14 protein-coding genes are annotated in these 17,348 nt (G+C 35.2%); 9 read left to right on the top strand and 5 right to left on the bottom strand.

What is annotated here, in order from left to right; genetic code table 11:
• Positions 1–36: 36 nt before the first annotated feature.
• The gene (pepF, locus tag G5B32_RS00460) at positions 37–1,911 is read right to left on the bottom strand and encodes an oligoendopeptidase F (RefSeq protein ID WP_165289539.1); all 1,875 of its coding nucleotides are present in this window, start codon (positions 1,909–1,911) and stop codon (positions 37–39) included.
• 234 nt (positions 1,912–2,145) lie between these two features.
• Between pepF and G5B32_RS00455 the strand changes: the two genes are divergently transcribed.
• The gene (locus G5B32_RS00455) at positions 2,146–3,816 is read left to right on the top strand and encodes a hypothetical protein (protein ID WP_165289537.1); all 1,671 of its coding nucleotides are present in this window, start codon (positions 2,146–2,148) and stop codon (positions 3,814–3,816) included.
• A 7-nt stretch (positions 3,817–3,823) separates the two neighbouring features.
• Complete coding sequence (locus G5B32_RS00450; RefSeq protein ID WP_165289536.1) at positions 3,824–5,506, top strand: IPT/TIG domain-containing protein; 1,683 nt, start codon at positions 3,824–3,826, stop codon at positions 5,504–5,506.
• Positions 5,507–5,558: 52 nt separating this feature from the next.
• Here G5B32_RS00450 and G5B32_RS00445 read toward each other — a convergent pair whose 3' ends face one another.
• Positions 5,559–5,972 (bottom strand): OsmC family peroxiredoxin, encoded by a 414-nt coding sequence (locus tag G5B32_RS00445; protein WP_165289534.1) that lies wholly within the window; start codon positions 5,970–5,972, stop codon positions 5,559–5,561.
• Between the two features lie 285 nt (positions 5,973–6,257).
• Between G5B32_RS00445 and G5B32_RS00440 the strand changes: the two genes are divergently transcribed.
• A complete protein-coding gene (locus G5B32_RS00440; RefSeq protein ID WP_165289532.1) occupies positions 6,258–7,775 on the top strand; it encodes a GH3 auxin-responsive promoter family protein in 1,518 nt (505 codons plus the stop codon).
• Positions 7,776–7,797: 22 nt separating this feature from the next.
• Here the strand turns inward: G5B32_RS00440 and G5B32_RS00435 are convergent, their stop codons facing one another.
• Together G5B32_RS00435 and G5B32_RS00430 are read right to left on the bottom strand one after the other, a co-directional pair.
• Positions 7,798–8,481, bottom strand: coding sequence for a hypothetical protein (locus tag G5B32_RS00435; RefSeq protein WP_190301351.1), 684 nt, complete (start codon positions 8,479–8,481; stop codon positions 7,798–7,800).
• A 123-nt stretch (positions 8,482–8,604) separates the two neighbouring features.
• The gene (locus tag G5B32_RS00430; protein ID WP_165289530.1) at positions 8,605–9,414 is read right to left on the bottom strand and encodes an alpha/beta hydrolase; all 810 of its coding nucleotides are present in this window, start codon (positions 9,412–9,414) and stop codon (positions 8,605–8,607) included.
• A gap of 164 nt (positions 9,415–9,578) precedes the next feature.
• Between G5B32_RS00430 and G5B32_RS00425 the strand changes: the two genes are divergently transcribed.
• The 5 genes from G5B32_RS00425 to G5B32_RS00405 all read left to right on the top strand — a co-directional run bounded on the left by G5B32_RS00425 (position 9,579) and on the right by G5B32_RS00405 (position 13,352).
• Positions 9,579–10,139: a type 1 glutamine amidotransferase domain-containing protein gene (locus G5B32_RS00425; protein WP_165289528.1), complete on the top strand. Its 561-nt coding sequence runs from the start codon at positions 9,579–9,581 to the stop codon at positions 10,137–10,139.
• 137 nt (positions 10,140–10,276) lie between these two features.
• The gene (locus G5B32_RS00420; RefSeq protein WP_206366751.1) at positions 10,277–10,753 is read left to right on the top strand and encodes an OsmC family protein; all 477 of its coding nucleotides are present in this window, start codon (positions 10,277–10,279) and stop codon (positions 10,751–10,753) included.
• 78 nt (positions 10,754–10,831) lie between these two features.
• Positions 10,832–11,896, top strand: a complete 1,065-nt coding sequence (locus G5B32_RS00415; protein ID WP_165289527.1) for an NADH:flavin oxidoreductase/NADH oxidase — start codon at positions 10,832–10,834, stop codon at positions 11,894–11,896.
• Positions 11,897–12,013: 117 nt separating this feature from the next.
• Positions 12,014–13,039: a threonine aldolase family protein gene (locus tag G5B32_RS00410; RefSeq protein WP_165289525.1), complete on the top strand. Its 1,026-nt coding sequence runs from the start codon at positions 12,014–12,016 to the stop codon at positions 13,037–13,039.
• Positions 13,040–13,094: 55 nt separating this feature from the next.
• The gene (locus G5B32_RS00405; RefSeq protein ID WP_165289523.1) at positions 13,095–13,352 is read left to right on the top strand and encodes a hypothetical protein; all 258 of its coding nucleotides are present in this window, start codon (positions 13,095–13,097) and stop codon (positions 13,350–13,352) included.
• Positions 13,353–13,436: 84 nt separating this feature from the next.
• Here the strand turns inward: G5B32_RS00405 and G5B32_RS00400 are convergent, their stop codons facing one another.
• Positions 13,437–15,938, bottom strand: a complete 2,502-nt coding sequence (locus G5B32_RS00400) for a glutaminase family protein (RefSeq protein ID WP_165289521.1) — start codon at positions 15,936–15,938, stop codon at positions 13,437–13,439.
• A gap of 316 nt (positions 15,939–16,254) precedes the next feature.
• Between G5B32_RS00400 and G5B32_RS00395 the strand changes: the two genes are divergently transcribed.
• Positions 16,255–17,280, top strand: a complete 1,026-nt coding sequence (locus G5B32_RS00395; RefSeq protein WP_165289519.1) for a LacI family DNA-binding transcriptional regulator — start codon at positions 16,255–16,257, stop codon at positions 17,278–17,280.
• Positions 17,281–17,348 lie beyond the last annotated feature (68 nt).

The following is a 17,348-nucleotide window of genomic DNA, read 5'->3' as shown; positions in this document are numbered from 1 at the left end:
AATGCTACGGCTTCTCTTCATATTTCTAAAAAAGGATTACTTTCCTAATCTTGTTAAGATAGCTTCCATTTCAGTTATTACCTTATTGATTTTTGAAATTGTCAAATCAAAAGGTTCTTTTGAATTCATATCTACCCCAGCATCAACCAATAATTCTACAGGGTATTTTGTACTTCCTGAAGACAAGAAATCCAAATACTTTTTACGATCATTATCCGAACCATTCAACACTTTCTCTGATAATGCTGCAGAAGCAGTGTAAGAAGTTGCGTATTGATACACGTAGAAATTGTAGTAGAAATGTGGAATGTAAGACCATTCGGATTTTACATTTTCATCAACAATACAGATGCCTTTATCGTGACCGTAATATTTGCGCGTCAAGTCCAAATACATCTTATCAAAGTCTTCTCCTGTCAACGCCTCTCCTTTTGCTACTTTGTCGTGAATCATCAATTCAAATTCAGCAAACTGCGTCTGACGGTACAATGTACCTTTAGCACCTTCCAAATAATTACCTAGAATCGCTAAACGTGTTTTATCGTCTTTGATTTGTTTCAACATGTAGTCATTCAACAATTCTTCATTCAACGTAGAAGCCACTTCAGCCACGAAAATAGAATAGTCTGCATTCGCTACATGTTGCTTTTTGTTTGTCAAATAAGAGTGCATTGTATGACCCAACTCATGCGTCAACGTCGACATATCGTTGTACTTACCGTTGTAATTCATCAAAATATACGGATGTACATCGTAAGCTGAACCATTCGAATACGCACCAGAACGTTTACCTTCATTTGGATACATATCAATCCAACGCTCGTTGAATGCTTTTTTCGACACATCCACATACTCTTTACCAAGCGGTTTCAAAGATTTTAAGATATTGTCGATAGATTCTTCTACCGTATAGGACAAATCTACTTTATCCACTAATGGCGCATACAAATCGTAATAATGCAATTGGTCAACCCCCATCATGCGTTTACGCAGATTCAAATAGCGGTGGAAAGTTTCCAAATTGCTATTTACGTTCTTCACCAAATTATGGTACACATCCGTAGGAATATTTCCAGCATCCAACGCTGCTTCTAATGTGCTGTTGTAATTACGCGCTTTAGCATAGAACAAAGCGGAATTCAAATTGCCATACAATGTAGAACCTAAGGTACGTTGAAATTCATTTAATTTTCCGAAATAAATATCAAATGCTTTTTTACGAATATCACGGTTTTCACTAGCGCGGTACAAAGAGAAATTAGAAGCATTTAATTTCACTGTTTTACCATCTACTTCGATATCGCCATATGGAAATTCGGCATTCGAGAATGTACTGTAAATATTAGCCGCATTTCCCGACATCAGCGAGGAATATGCCAATACTTTTTCTACATCTTCCGAACCTTTGTGTGCTCTTTTGCGCAAAAGATCAGTTAAATAGAATTTATAGGTAGCCAAACCTTTCTCTTGGTTCAAGAAACTGTTTAGTTGCTCATCTTTCAAAGTCAGCAATTCTGGCTCCATATAAGAAACTAAGGCTCCATATTGAGAGAATAATTGACCCAACTCTTGTTTCATTCCTGCGTATTTGGTTACGCGTGTATCTTGATCCGATTTCATAGAAGCATACGAATACAATCTTGTCATTTCTTTACCTAGATTCGCATTGAATTCCAAAGCTTCCAATAACGTTGCAGGAGATTGCGTTAACTTACCTTTATACTGCGCGACCTTTTGCATTTCTGTCTGAAGGCGGTCTTTCTCTTGCTTCCAAGCCTCATCTGTCGCATACAAATCTGTCAAATTCCATTTGTATTTGTCCGGCAACTCATCTCTTACCTTCATTTGGCTCATAGCCATACTAGAAGAAAATAATAGCATAGCTGTCATCAATTTAGTTTTATTAAGCATAATTCATAAGAATAAATATCTAGACGAAATTAAAAAAAAGTTATTGGGTATTGAAGTATTCCTATAAACTTATATTTTAAAGGCAAATTCTAGATAAATGTTTATATTTTAGATAAAATATTATCTGTGTGTTAGGAAAGTTCTTACTACTTGAAAATTACAATTTTGTTAGTATGACGAATCTCTAATGGCATTTAAATAATTACAGCAATTGATTTAATTTTTAATCCAAATATGAAAAGACTTTTCTTTTTGTTTGTTTTATTATGGACTGGATATTCATGTACTAAAACAGAAGAAGTTTACCAGGAAGATAAAACTCCATTAAATATAAAAATAGAGAATGAATTAACTATCCTAGCTAATAATAAGGAGATTATATTAGCTGCGACGGTATCTTACCTACCAGAAGGTCTGGAAATTGTAGAGCATGGTTTTGCAATCTCTAAAAATGGTCAAGCTTTTGATTTTTCTTTAATGGAAAAATATCCAATTAAAGAAGCTCCAAAACCAGGAAAAATAGAATACAAATTACCAGATATAAGTTTTGCTAAGTTCAATGAAACCTATAGCTACTGTTATTACATTACGACCAAAGACAAAAACTATGCGACAAATATTAAGTCTTTTCAGTTGTCGAAATTCATTGTAAATTATAAAAACCTACAAGCGACTGCTGACGAAGAAATCAATTTGACGGGGGATTTTTCACAACTGAATAATGAGTACGGTTTGGTAGATAGTAAAGAGAGAGATATTTCATTCACAAAGAAGGATAATTACACGCTAACATTTAAAATGCCTGACTATTATTCACATGGCGACAACATAAATTTTTATTTTAAAAATCTAAAGGATAATAGTGAACCTTTGCATTATTGCACTGCAGTTGAAGTGCTTGGTTCAATCTTCGCGCCTGCTAATACTATCTATAAGCTTTCTGATAATCTAAAATTACAAGGTAAAAATCTTGGCAGAGGTGTTAGAGTTATTGTAGGAAATCGAGAGATGAATTATTACAATGAACTTTCACTACATGATTTTATATATGATCAATATGGAGATAATTTTTCCATAGGTTATGATAATGGAAGAGATCGTGTTATTTTTCCGAAAAAAATCGAATTGCAAAAAATACCAAATGATGCAATCATTTTTGCAGAACAAATAGCACATCCAAATTCTTATGTGAAGATAAAACCTAGTACAGTTTACGAGTATGTTTCCTATCCAGATTGCTTATTAGGTGGCAAACGTTGTGTGGTAACTACAACGTGGGATGCTCAAGATAATGTACTAATCGGTGATATTGAAGAAGATGGAGAATACCCGATCATATTACAAAGTCCCCATCTTAAGTATCAAAGTAATTCACGTTTAAAAGTAGAAACTTTAAAATTTAAGGAAGTAAGCGCATCGGAAGTGTATAATAATGAAAAAATAATGGTAAAAGCTAACTTCATACCGAATAAGGAGTACTTTGCTTTAGTTGGAGATTTTCATGCTGATATTACTGTAACCAAGCCAGGAGAAGGATATTTCAATAATCCACAAATATCTGCAGGCACAAAACCACTGTATATAGGCTATAATTTGAATAACTTTTTAAAACAAGTTAAAATACCAACTGGGGTTTCCATAGTTACAAAAGAACAGCAAGCAAAAATAGAATTTAATCCCAAACGTGCTACCGCAAATGATAGAGTTAAAGTGAATATAACAGGAATTAATAGCAGCATTCTTTTTATAGGTAGTGTGTCGGTTTTAGCGACTCTTGAAGGTAATAGTCTTTACTTCTACATTCCACCATCCCTTCCTAAGGGTAAGTATAAATTGAGTATGATATCCTCCTTAGGTTATGAATTAAAATTAGCAGAATCAGATGATTATATTGAAATATATTAAGAGTTTTATGAGACAATATTTAAACTTTTGTGTGCTATTCTGCTTATCGATCGTAGTATTGCTTTCTTGTAAAAAAGAAACTGTGGTAATAGAAAGAAATTATGCTGCGCCATTAGTTATGACACAAAACGCATCCATTGCGGGAGACGATACTTTTATATTAAAAGGCGAAATCAAAAAATTAAATGATATTGAAGTTATAGAACATGGATTTGTGTTCCAGAAGAAGTTGAGCAATAACGCTTATGAGCGTGAACAAACTATTATTCTTACGGATAAAGTGGATATAGGAAGTTTTAGCAAAACGTATAAGCTAACGAGCAAACCGAAAGAGGGTGATAATTATCGGTATTATTATTATCTAAAAACAAAATTAGGAGTTTATAAAGGTGAGTATACGAGCATAATTATAAACAATATAACTCTACCCTATTTAAACACTGCTGCAACGGTTGGTGAGGTAATTTCCTTAGAAGGTGATTTTTCTAAAATTAATACCGATTACATCTTAGTGACCGAAGAGCACCAAGCGGTGATTCCTTATACCATTTCTGCGGACAAGAAGAAGTTAGATATTAAAATAGCTAATTTAAAAAATGCATACCACGGCAGAGTAATTCAATTCACACTGAAGTCTAAAATTGATGCATTCGGACAAACCGAAAGAAGAATAGCATCTGTAAAAATTTTAGGTAAACTAGATAATCCTAAAAAATTAAGCTACCAGCTTAAGGATCAATTGGTTATTTCAGGGGAAGCTCTTCCTGAAGATGATAATAGTGACTTTCTAATTTTAATTAATGATCATCAAATTCCTTATAAAAAAGTGATTAAGCTTATGGAAATTGGAGGTTTGGATTCAAAACCGTTTAAATTAGGGTACAATAACGGAAGAGATATAGTTCGTTTTCCGGAAGAGATAAGTATTGATAAACCATTAGCAAGCCAAATTGTATTCGATAAAAAAGCAATACATCCTAGATCAACATTCTCAATCAAAGGTTATGATTTTGAATACAAGGATTTTGAATATCATTATTTGGGAACATTTTCAATTATCCCAAACTATAAATATGGTGACCAGTATACTTTTCGCATAGCAGATTTCAAAGATGGCCATTATTCATATAAATATGTATCAGAATTTTATGAAATTGAAACTCCGACAACTATAGAAGTTCGCAGTCTCAAAATGAATAAACCTACTCAAGAAGAGTTCTACATAGGTGAAAAAATTCATCTAACAGGAAGTTTTATCAAAGGTGAAAAATACTATATCAATTTAAATGACGGGGATCTAATGCAAGAGTATGCTTGTGAAGAGGAAGGAAAATTGACCGTTGAAAATTTAGCAGGGAAAAAAGGAAGATATAAAATCGGTGTTGGGTATGAAGGTATTGGAGGTGCATACTTTCCGCAATCTTTTGAAATTACAAGTTTAGGCTATACTATATATGACTTTTTTCCGAAGATGGGATATCAAGGTCAACTTATTACCATAAAAGGAAAAGGTGTACATCAAGCAAGTAGTGTGCACGTCGGAGAAATATCCATTAATTACAATATCCAAAGAGAACAAGATTTAATAAAATTTATTATTCCAAATACCTTTCAGAAAGGTAAAGTAACAATTGGTGTTACCTTAAATAATGAATATTATCAATTTGATGAGAAATTCGAAATTCTATAAGTTAATTAGCAACATACAACTGACCTTAGCTTGTATGTTGCTAATAGCATATTTAAACGAGCTGAGATTCCGAAGTTATCGGAATACTCAGGATTTTAGAGACAAAACAGTTTTGTTCTGCATTCTTAACAATACTGTCAAACTCTTCAGATTCTAAATTAGACACATCCCCTACTATAGATAGATGAACTGCCGTAATTCCTTTGTTATCCATAGAAACTGTTGCTTCCGTATCCAAAGAAGTTGGATTAAAACCTTTTTCGGTAAGAGCCAAACTGATTGCCATAGTAAAACATCCTGCATGCGCTGCCGCTAATAACTCTTCTGGATTGGTTCCTGCTTCTCCGCCATCGAAACGTGTTTTGAAGCTATAATTGGTTTGATTTAAAATTTCACTTGCGGTGGTCAGGTTTCCCTTTCCTTCTTTGAGTGTACCTGACCAATGTGCTTTTGCTGTTCTATTCATTTTAAATGTATTAAAAGTTTAAGAATTCCATTTTTAAAAGAACAGCATGACGGTTGTTTTGTTCAGTTAGTAAGAATCAACAAGATGAGAAAACCCAAGTTTTTACATTGGATGACTAAGAGACAATACGAAGCTTTGATTTGGTTCTTTGTCTTACCCTTGAGTATAATTCTATTGGGTAGGCTGATCATGCTTATTGTACTCTTGTTTTTTTAGCTTCTCAATAATGTTATAGAATTCAACCGAGCTCAGATTTGATTGTTCTACGGTAAAAACAAACTATTTATGGCAATCATTGGTGAGATTATAAAACGAGCAATTGGTGTTACTGGGATTATTAGTTCAGATCCAGAACCTATTAAAGCACAACAAGAAGTTTTAATTTCTTTGCTGCAAAAGGCAAAAAACACAGCTTTCGGCAGAAAATACAATTTTGAGAATATTCTTTTGGAAGCGGATCCCATCAAAGCATTCCAGGAGCAAGTTCCAATCTATGATTATGACAAGATTCACGAAGAATGGTGGCATTATCTACACGAAGGACATGAAAATATTACTTGGCCTGGTGGACAGCGATATTTTGCATTAAGTAGCGGAACGACAAGTAACAGCAAGGCTATTCCCGTGACTGATGATATGCTGGAATCAATTAAAAAATCTGGTATCCAGCAGATTCTCTCGCTGAAAAACTTTGATTTACCCGCAGATTTCTTCGAAAAAGATATTATGATGTTGGGAAGCAGCACCCAATTGCGTCAAAACAATGGATTTTTAGAAGGAGAGATCAGTGGTATTTCTGCCGCTAATATTCCGTTGTGGTTTAGAAAATTTTATAAGCCTGGACGGCAAATTGCGAACAGCAAAGAATGGGATGAACGTGTAAGCAAAATAGTTAGAGCCGCTAAAAATTGGGACATTGGCAGCATGACTGGAATTCCTTCTTGGTCAGAAATTCTACTGAAAGAAATTATAAAATTCAACAAAGTAGAAACGATTCATGATATTTGGCCGAATCTTCGTGTGTACACCACAGGTGGTGTTGCCTTTGGGCCTTATCGCAAAAGTTTTGAAAAACTCTTTGCACAACCTATGATTTACATCGATACTTATTTGGCTTCCGAAGGATATCTGGCTACTCAAAAAAGACCCGATACGAGTGGGATGGCACTCATCGTGGACAATGGTGTGTTCTTTGAGTTCGTTCCTTTCTCGGAAGACAACATGGATGATAATGGTTGTGTAAAACAGAATGCCCAGGTGCTTACTGTCGATCAAGTGGAAGAAGGTGTGGAATATGTCCTTTTGATCTCAACGGTATCGGGAGCTTGGCGTTATATGATTGGCGATACGGTCATGTTTACGGACAAAGAACGCGCAGAAATCATTATCAGCGGACGTACCAAGCATTTTCTAAATGTGGTGGGTGAACAGCTTTCTGTACATCAAATGAATAATGCTATCCAAAAGCTAGAAGAAAAATTCAACCTGCATATCAGTGAATTTACGGTGGCATCGATAAAAGACGGCGATAAGAATATTAATCGTTGGTACTTAGGAGCAGATCAAGTTCAAAATTCTGCTGAAATAAAAGAGTTTTTAGATCTAGAACTACAGGAAAACAATAAAAATTATAAGGTGGCTAGACATCAAGCGTTGGATGATGTGCAGGTCAACGTTATTCCTGTCACACACTTCTACAGTTGGAGTGAAAATTTCAAAAAATTAGGTGGGCAAACAAAAATTCCTCGCGTAATGAAAGAAGAAGACTTCGAGGAATTCGAAAATTATATTAAAACTCTATAATGAGCTACAAGCCGATATAGTGCTAGGAATTACTTTCGGTATTGATTTCTTCCACTATATCGGTTTCTTCTTTAATAAGCTCTTCTTGTTTCTCTGTGGAGTTTTTCTCTTCCAATTTAGCAACCAATTCCACTATATCATCGGGAGATAAATATAATCTTGCTATTTTGTCTTTGTATTTCTGAGGCAATTCGGCATGACTCAAAATGTAATCCTTGGTAGCCAGAATGTATGACCCCATTCCACGATTCACTGCAAAGGTATCTGCTACACGTTCCGCCTTGCGGATATATCGTTTGGAAAGCCAATATAATAAGCCAAATTTCGCTACTCTTAATGTAGTTCTTTGTTCATAGTCCATGATATGTCCCAGTTCATGACCTATCCATCCAATCAAGACTTCATCGGAAACCCGATGTATTGGTTGTATACTATGTCTCAATTTAAAGACAGGCTTAATCAGAATCTCGTAAGTTCTTTGATGTCGTGGACCAAGCAAAGTCTGGACTACAGGCCGTGCAGCCATAATAGAAGATTTCAACTTTCGGGTAAAGACAAATCGGATATTGGTATTTTTTAATTCTGGATAATGCGCTAAAGCCGTTAGAATTTGATTTTCCAGAATTTTAGGTATTCGCTTATTTCTCGATAAATGCTTAGGAGCTGAAAGTAATGTGTTGTTTGTAGTTGATTGTTGTATTCCCATTCTCAATCCTTTCTGTTTTAAGAATCTAACAATTGCTTACGAAAAATGTTCCTTTTTAAAGCTTGGAATAATAGTAAAAGCCGAATATTACTATTCGACTTTTAAATAAATTTTTTAAAATAACTACTTAGACCACTTATCTAGCACATTAATTAGTAGTGGATAGGCTGGATAATCCATGTTATGCCCATAACCTTCCAATTCATATAATTCCACATCTGTATTCCCATGTAATTTGAGCATTCTCAACAAGTAGGCATTCTCTTCATAACGTCCCATCATTTCCAAATCGCGACCACCTGTCAACAACAATAATCTGGGAATATCTTTTCTCACCCAATATAGCGGAGCTAGTTCGTCTATCGTAGGATGTAATTCTTCTAGACCTTTTTCCTTTCGCGCTGTAAAATGTGTAATAGTCTGCGCGCTAAACGATACCAAACCAAATAAATCTTTTGGATCTAAACCTCTTTTATTCAAATATTGTTGATTTAATCCCAGCATTAAAGTAAGATAAGCTCCTGCAGAATAACCTGCCACAACAACCTTCTTTTTACTTCCTCCCATTTGCTGTATATTATCAAAAGTCCATTTGACCGCATCAGCAGCATCTTCAATAATATCCGCGACTTTAGCTTGAGGTGAAAAGCGATAGCCCACACCCACCACAGCAATATTTTTCTCTTTTAAATAATTCGGTATCTCTTTATTTCCACCAGTCAAGCCCCCCCCATGAAACCATATTACAGTAATGAAATCTTTTTTATTTTCTGGATAATACACATCTAATTTACACCGCTCTTTGCTGTAGCTATCAGTTTGTTTAGTATAACTAATGTTCGAAAAAGTTTTATACTTAGTTTCTTGAGCCTGGCTAAGGAAAGAGCAAGCTAAAAAGGCCAGTAAAATAGATAGAATTTTTAAATTTTGCATAGATAGAATTGTGAATATATGTTATAATCGATATAACTTAAAAATACAATTTATATTACTCAAATACAGGAATTTTCCTATAAACTTACGCTTGCATAACGAACTATTTACATTGTCTATTGTTCTATTTTAACAACAATCAAAAACATTATAAATAAAAAGTTATGGGAAAACTAGAAGGAAAACGAATTGCGATACTAACAGAAGATGGTTTTGAACAAATTGAGTTAACGAGTCCTAAAGAAGCTTTAGAAGAAGCTGGGGCACAAGTTGACATTATCTCACCAAAAGAAAACACCGTGCGTTCTAAAAAAGGTGATGATTGGGATCAAGATTATCCTGTAGATATCAATTTATCAGAAGCTCAAGTTACCAATTATGACGGTTTATTAATTCCAGGAGGTGTTATCAACCCTGACAAATTACGTGTCAATGATAAAGCTTTAAGCTTTGTACGTGAGTTTTTTTCAGCAGGCAAACCTGTAGCAGCTATTTGTCATGGTCCTCAAGTATTAATTGACGCTGAAGTAGTTGAAGGCAGAAAAATTACTTCTGTTGCCGCTATCAAAAAAGATCTAATCAATGCACAAGCCTTATGGGAAGATAGTGAAGTGGTAACTGATCAAGGTTTAGTTACAAGTAGAACACCTGATGATTTACCTGCTTTTAATAGAAAAATAGTCGAAGAATTTGCGGAAGGAAAACATGATGCTCAACATGCCTAATGAGTAGTTGGAAACTTCATCCTAACGTCTTTCATTTTTTTAAATAGCTGGTTTTTCCTTGTGGAAGTCCAGCTATATTTTTTTGACATAAAATTTATCTATTCCTTACACTGCTAGAAGATTATTACTTTTAGGCCATGATTCATAAGCACACATTTAAAGCTACACTCTCTTGGGAAAAAATAGAATCTGCACAAGAAGATACCAAAAGAATCTTTCTTAAATCGCATACCATTTCGATAGAAGGAAAAGAGACACTTTCTGTATCTGCAGCAAAAGCTTTCAAAGGGGACCCTGATTTACATAATCCAGAAGACCTGCTGTTGAGCAGTTTGATGTCTTGCCATATGATGTCCTATCTTTATGTTTGTGCTAAAAATAATGTTGAAGTTTTGCAGTATAATGATCAAGCTCAAGCTATATTAGAAACTTACGCTGATGGTTCTGGAAAGATTGTTGAAGTACAAATAAATCCTCAAGTAATTATCCAAGATGCGTCACAGGTAGAACTAGCTTTATCTTTACATAAGGAAGCGAATAAACTATGTTTTATAGCGAATTCATGTAATTTTCCAGTCCTTCATGCACCCCATTGTAAAGTGAATGTAGAATAAAGTCATTTAGAGGTAAAGGAACTAGGAACACTTCTTGTCCTAATTTGTATTCCCTTAAATTCGTAAAAAAAGAAAACTATGAGTATTGTATTTAATCCTTTACAATTAGAAAAACATACTTTAAATAATAGATTGGTAGTCTCTCCGATGTGCCAATATAGTGCTGAAGATGGCTTTGCTAATCATTGGCATTTAGTTCATCTGGGACAGTTTGCTATTGGACAAGTGGGCACCATAATTCAAGAAGCTACTGCTGTTGTTCCTGAAGGTAGAATATCTTACGGTGATCTGGGCATTTGGAAAGATGAACATATACCCGCACTGAAGCAAATAGTGGATTTTGTACATGAACAGGGATCAGCTATTGGAGTCCAACTCGCTCATGCAGGGCGTAAAGCATCGACAGATAAGCCTTGGTTCTCGAGAAGCCAGTTTCCTCCTATTCATCCCAATGGATGGCAGACGGTTGCGCCATCTCCTATTCCATTTAATGAATCAGATGTTCCTCCAGTTGAATTATCTATTAGCGAGATAAAACAGCTCGTCGAAGCTTTTAAAGAAGCGGCAAAAAGAGCAGTAGAAGCTGGATATGATATTATAGAAATTCATGCGGCACACGGCTACTTAATCCATCAATTTCTGTCTCCATTAGCTAATCAGCGAACAGATGCATATGGAGGTTCTTTCGAAAATCGAATTCGTTTCTTGATCGAAATTATTGAAGCTATAAATTCGGTATTGATGAATCAATCACTTTGGTTGCGTATATCTGCCACGGATTGGGCTGAAGGCGGCTGGGATATCGAGGAATCCGTACGTTTAGCGAATTTGGTTAAAAATTTAGGTGTTGAAGTGATGGATGTTTCTAGTGGTGGATGTGTACGTCATCAGCAAATACCCGTGATGGAAAATTATCAAGTCCCTTTTGCGGAAAGAATCAAAAAGGAGACGGGGATAATTACTGGAGCGGTAGGCTTAATCAAAAAAGCTACACAAGCCGAACTAATATTAGAAGAAGATAAGGCGGATTTGATATTTATAGCGAGAGGATTTCTACAGAATCCGCATTTGACTAAGCAATTTGCTAAAGATTTAGGAGCAGATATCAAATGGTTGCCACAATATGAAAGAGCTAAAGAATAAAAGTAGAAAGCAGAATTTTATGATTCTGCTTTTTTTGTTCACTTTTATCAAATAAAAACCACCTTTAAATAGAATGAAAATGTAAATTAGCGCTGACAACTCTACTTGAAAAGAAAAATGTATAGTTTTAAAAACGATTATTCCGAAGGAGCACATCCTAATATCCTACAGAAACTCATCGAAACGAATCTCATCCAACAAAATGGGTACGGTCAAGATGAATATTCTATTCAAGCGAAAGAGCTATTATGGTCAAAACTTCTTAATCCCCAAGCTTCAATTTTCTTTCTTTCTGCCGGAACCCAGTCTAATCTTATTGTGATATCTTCTTTGTTGCGTGTTCACGAAGCCGTTATTAGCGCACAGACTGGTCATATTTTCGCCAATGAAACGGGTGCGATTGAGGCTACAGGGCATCGTGTTATTACTGTTGATACTGCAGATGGAAAACTCAGTCCAGATTCTATTACTACAGTATTGAATGGTTATACATTGCGTCCTCATGTTGTAAAACCTCGTATTGTATATATTTCTAATTCTACAGAAATAGGTACTATCTACCAAAAAGAAGAATTAGAAGAACTGTATACTTTTTGTCAACAACATAATCTCTTGCTTTATATGGATGGAGCACGCTTAGGTCATGCTCTTACTGCAGCCAATAATGACCTGACTTTAGCTGATATAGCATCTCATACGGATGTTTTTTATATTGGAGGTACTAAAAATGGAGCATTATTAGGCGAAGCGGTGGTTTTTAATAAACCACAACTTGCAGAAGACTTTGATTATGTGTTAAAACAAAAAGGAGCGCTTTTGGCAAAAGGCAGACTTCTAGGTATTCAATTTTTAGAATTATTTAAAGACGATCTGTATTTCAAATTAGCTACACATGCCAATTCCATGGCGCAGAAAATTGCTTCGGCTTTTTCTAAGAGAGGATTCTCCTTTCTTACTGAATCAACAACAAATCAGATTTTCCCTATACTTCCTCCAGCAGCAATTGAAAAACTCGCTAGGCGCTATGATTTTTACGTTTGGAAAAATATAGACGACAATAATTCCGCTATTCGAATTATCACTTCTTGGGCTACTCCAGAAGATATTGTAGAGGAATTTATTAAAGAGATTGATGGATTATAAGCAAGAAGTATTATTTTTTTACATAAACCCAAATTAAAACCTAAAAACACCAACGATGAGCAAAAACATTTATAAGGATTTGTCCAATGAAGATTTACTAAAGAAGAAAGCACAATTTAAAGGAATAAGTATTGCCTTTGGCATTGGGTTTATAGTGATTGCAGGTGTATTGATCTACATTTTAGTCAATAAGGCCACCACAAAAGTATCTTTTGCCACACTTTTACCTATGTTTACTCTACCTATAACTTTTCTTCCTGTTCTTATTAATATAAGTCTTTTGAACAAAGAATTGAAATCAAGAAATATCTAAGAAAAAATGAAAAGAGCTTGATATTCATCAAGCTCTTTCACAAACATTTACATTTATTATATATTTAAACAACCATTATAAATCTCACTTATTATTCATTCGCTCTGCCAGCGTTTTCATAAAAAATCCGCCCACTACGCTCCTTGCTTTAAAATTTTCTCGCACACCAGTCTCACCGTTATAAAAATCATTTAGCGGAACTCTAGTAGGTCCATTCATTGCATGGAAATACACTCTATCAACTAATGCGTCAAACTGTTCTATTTGTGGAGCGAATGCCGCTGTCCACATGATCCAATCATTCTTCGTAAAAGCACTTCTATTATCGAGTGGCACACCAAACTTCATTTGTTTGGTCAAATAATACTTCATCTCTTTGTCGTAAACTTCTTCTGGAAACAAATCCAAACCTAACACTTTATCCCACACCAAATTGTATTTCAAGCTCCAGGTATTTTTGTTATCAAAAGTCAAAGCATAATGATCTCCAGCATCCGCCATTTTTACCCAATTCTGAACCATCTGTTTGGATATAGCTTTATATTTTCGAGCCGTCTCCTTCTCTCCTAACGCTTCAGCCATCTGCGCATAACAGGCTATTCCAACAATGGCTTTCACTGATAAATTTACATTACGTGCAAGATGACCCGCAAAATCATCCGTACACAATTGTGTTTTCGGATCAAAACCTTCTTTTACCAGATAGTCTGTCCACATGGTCAACGTCTTCCAGTGCTTTTTGGCATAACTCAAATCGTTTTGCACTTTGCTGATTGCCGCCGTAAGAATGACCATATTACCAGATTCTTCTACAGGCATGGGTTCTCCGTAAGTCTGTCCATTAGCTAAAGGATAAGTTCCTAAATCATGTGCAGCCCATGGATAAGGATATTGACCACTTTCCGTGAAATAGAAAATACCAGTCAGCATGCCTTTTAATAGATCTGGATTATACAATAAGTACAAAGGTGCTGAAGGGTAAGTCACATCCACAGTATTTATAAAACCACCACTATTGTTTTCTTTGGACAACCATAATAATTCATTGTCAGGACTTTTCACCAACGTATGTGCAGCAATACTTTGTCGATAAGACAAGACATTCAGGTGGGCATATTTTTCTCCACCAGCTTTCAAAGCTTCAGCGTACATTTCTTTATCAAAAGCAGCACATCTGGCCATTACGGATTTGTACTCTTGTGCAGCTTTCTCCAATTGTGTATCGAACACTTCATTTCCAGTATTATTCCAATACGGTCTAAGATTTTGTTTAAAATATTGAATCGCCCAGATCTCATCATAACCCAACTTGATGAATTTGCTGGTTTCACTCTTTGTTACCTGATCAAAAGGTAACACTGTATTCAATGCTAACGTTTTTCCATTTAATACCGAAGCACTCTTCGTATTCCCCTGCCGGAAATCACCTATAGCCTCTGCACCTGAAGAAATATATTGTATAGCTTTATCCCTCTTTTGAGTAGACACATAGAAATACCCCCAATCAATACGCATATCATCAGCAGCTTTTTGTAAGAAGGGCTGTTCTACTGTCCCTACCTTTAGTATATCCAAACTATTGGTAGTGTACTGCTTGGCTTCAACTTCTTGACTCGCTCTGTAAACCGCGATATTCGAGGAAGCAGACAAAAGAACTTTGGCTTTATGCGATTTGCTGTCATTAGATTTTAAACTATACGTAATATAGGAAATAGGTCTTGCTAACAAATTCAAATCGTCCATCAATAATGGCGATGTAAAGGTCACCTTCAAATCCACTGCCCCTGCCTTAAAATTATAAATTGTACTGGTAGCAGTTATTTGGACATTCTGTTGAATAGCTTCCTGCATGCTAGGACCTTTCACTTTAGGTTTGTCCACCAATCCAAAATCCAGATATCTGCCTCCAGCCGTATTTTTTAAAGCAATAGCAATACTGTTATTTCCTTTTCTTAAATCCGCTTTATTTAACGGGATATAAGTAAAACTATTGGTCCAACCATTCTTCCGGTAAACAGACTTTCCATTTAAAAAGACTTCTACATTATCGTCATGATTCAGTTTCAGAAACAACTCATTAATACTATTTGGATTCTCCACAGTAAACATGCGACGTACCCATATTTGGTCCGAAGTCCATTTCGTTCTGTAGTCACCATTATCCCCTATAGGCGCAGTACCTTTCTTCCAATCTTTTGCATCATACGATAAATCTTTCCAATCTCCTTGAGGTGCACTCAGCGTATAATCTATTTCAAATTCTTTCTCTTCAGCCGTATGTAAAACGGAAGTATAATAAGCAGGCTCTTTGCCCATAAAACGGTATAACTGTCCGTCCACCTCTACGACTCCCAATAAAGAATGCTCTGCATCCGTCCAATGTTTTGTAACCGATCCGTTCAATTGGTCGGTCATAGACCAAATACTGAAGTTAGGATTGTGTGTAATAAGTGGATAAGCTGGCGCAATGCGCTCCTGTGCTTTTAATTGATGTACTTGAGAAAGCAAGAAACCTCCAAAAATAAGGTAGATGTAAAAGGTAGTTAGTGTAGGGATCTTCAAATGCGTCCAAGAATTCTTATTCATGCGGAAATGAAATTTTATTTAGTCTATAATTTGTTTGCTTTTATAAAATATACAGTAGGTTTATTATCCACTTGTATATTGAATTATCATAAAACAAAGAAATAAGGATTTTTTCAGATTAAGCCTCTTCTTTGTCTCTATCTTCAGTCAATTCTTATCATGTGCTACATAGAACTTCTTCACAATTTGGTAAGCATAGACTTTTCCTTTCAAATAGCAACTACTTTAAAAAAGTATAACTAATATTTTAAATAAATTGCAACCGATTGCAATATCAAATTGCATTTGTTATATTTATATATGAAACAACCTAAATATGGAAAACAAAGAGATAACCATATACGATATTGCTAAAGCACTTAATATCTCGCCTTCTACGGTGAGTAGAGGTTTAAGTAATCATCCTGCAATCAATACAAAGACTAAAAACAAAATTTTGAAAACTGCCCATGACATGGGCTACCAAACCAACAAATTCGCTAGTAATCTCCGTAAGAAAACAACCAACACGATTGGGGTAATTATCCCAAGATTAGATAGTCTTTTTATGTCTTCTGTAATCGCCGGTATCGAGAAAGTGGCTAATAATGCAGGCTATAATTTAATTATCAGCCAATCGTTGGAATCCGAAAAAAAAGAAAAAAACAACGCCTTGACGATGTATAATAGCCGTGTAGATGGATTAATTGTTTCCCTAAGTAACGGCACCCGAGATTACAGCCATTTTAAAAAATTTATAGATAAAGGAATTCCTTTACTGTTCTTTGATCGTATAGCCGAAGAACTTCCTTCTACCAAAGTTGTTATTGATAATTTCAGAGCAGGTTATACAGCGACACAACATCTTATTGAACAAGGTTGTAAAAAGATTTTCCATATCACCAATGACATGCACAGAAATGTTTATCGTGATCGTTTTGAGGGATATAAAAAGGCTTTAATAGATTATTCCATCGCTTTTAAGGAAGAACTATTTGTGATTAACGACATGACCGAAAGCGCTATTGTGAACTATATAGAAGATGAAATCGTAAAAAAACAGAATGTGCCTGATGGGATTTTTCTCACAAGCGATTCTTCAGCTGCGGTAGCCATAACCACCCTTCGCCATCATGGTTTTAGCATTCCACAAGATATTGCTGTGGTAGGATTTAACAATGATATTATCTCCAAAGTCACGGAGCCTCCTATTACCACCATCAATTATCCGGGTGTAGAAATGGGAGAAACAGTTGCGCGCATATTGCTTAATCATTTTACTGGAAATGGCAATCTTAATTTAACCAATACAGTAGTTTTAAACACAGACTTGATTGTAAGAAAATCAAGTTTGAAATCTTAACTTTTTTTGCACTTGCAAAAGCAAATGCCCTTTATCTTTTGGATAAAGGGCATTTTCATTCAGATACA

This window comes from Sphingobacterium sp. SGL-16, assembly GCF_011043515.1.
Classification (GTDB): domain Bacteria; phylum Bacteroidota; class Bacteroidia; order Sphingobacteriales; family Sphingobacteriaceae; genus Sphingobacterium; species Sphingobacterium litopenaei.
This window is presented reverse-complemented; position numbering and strand designations above follow the sequence as displayed.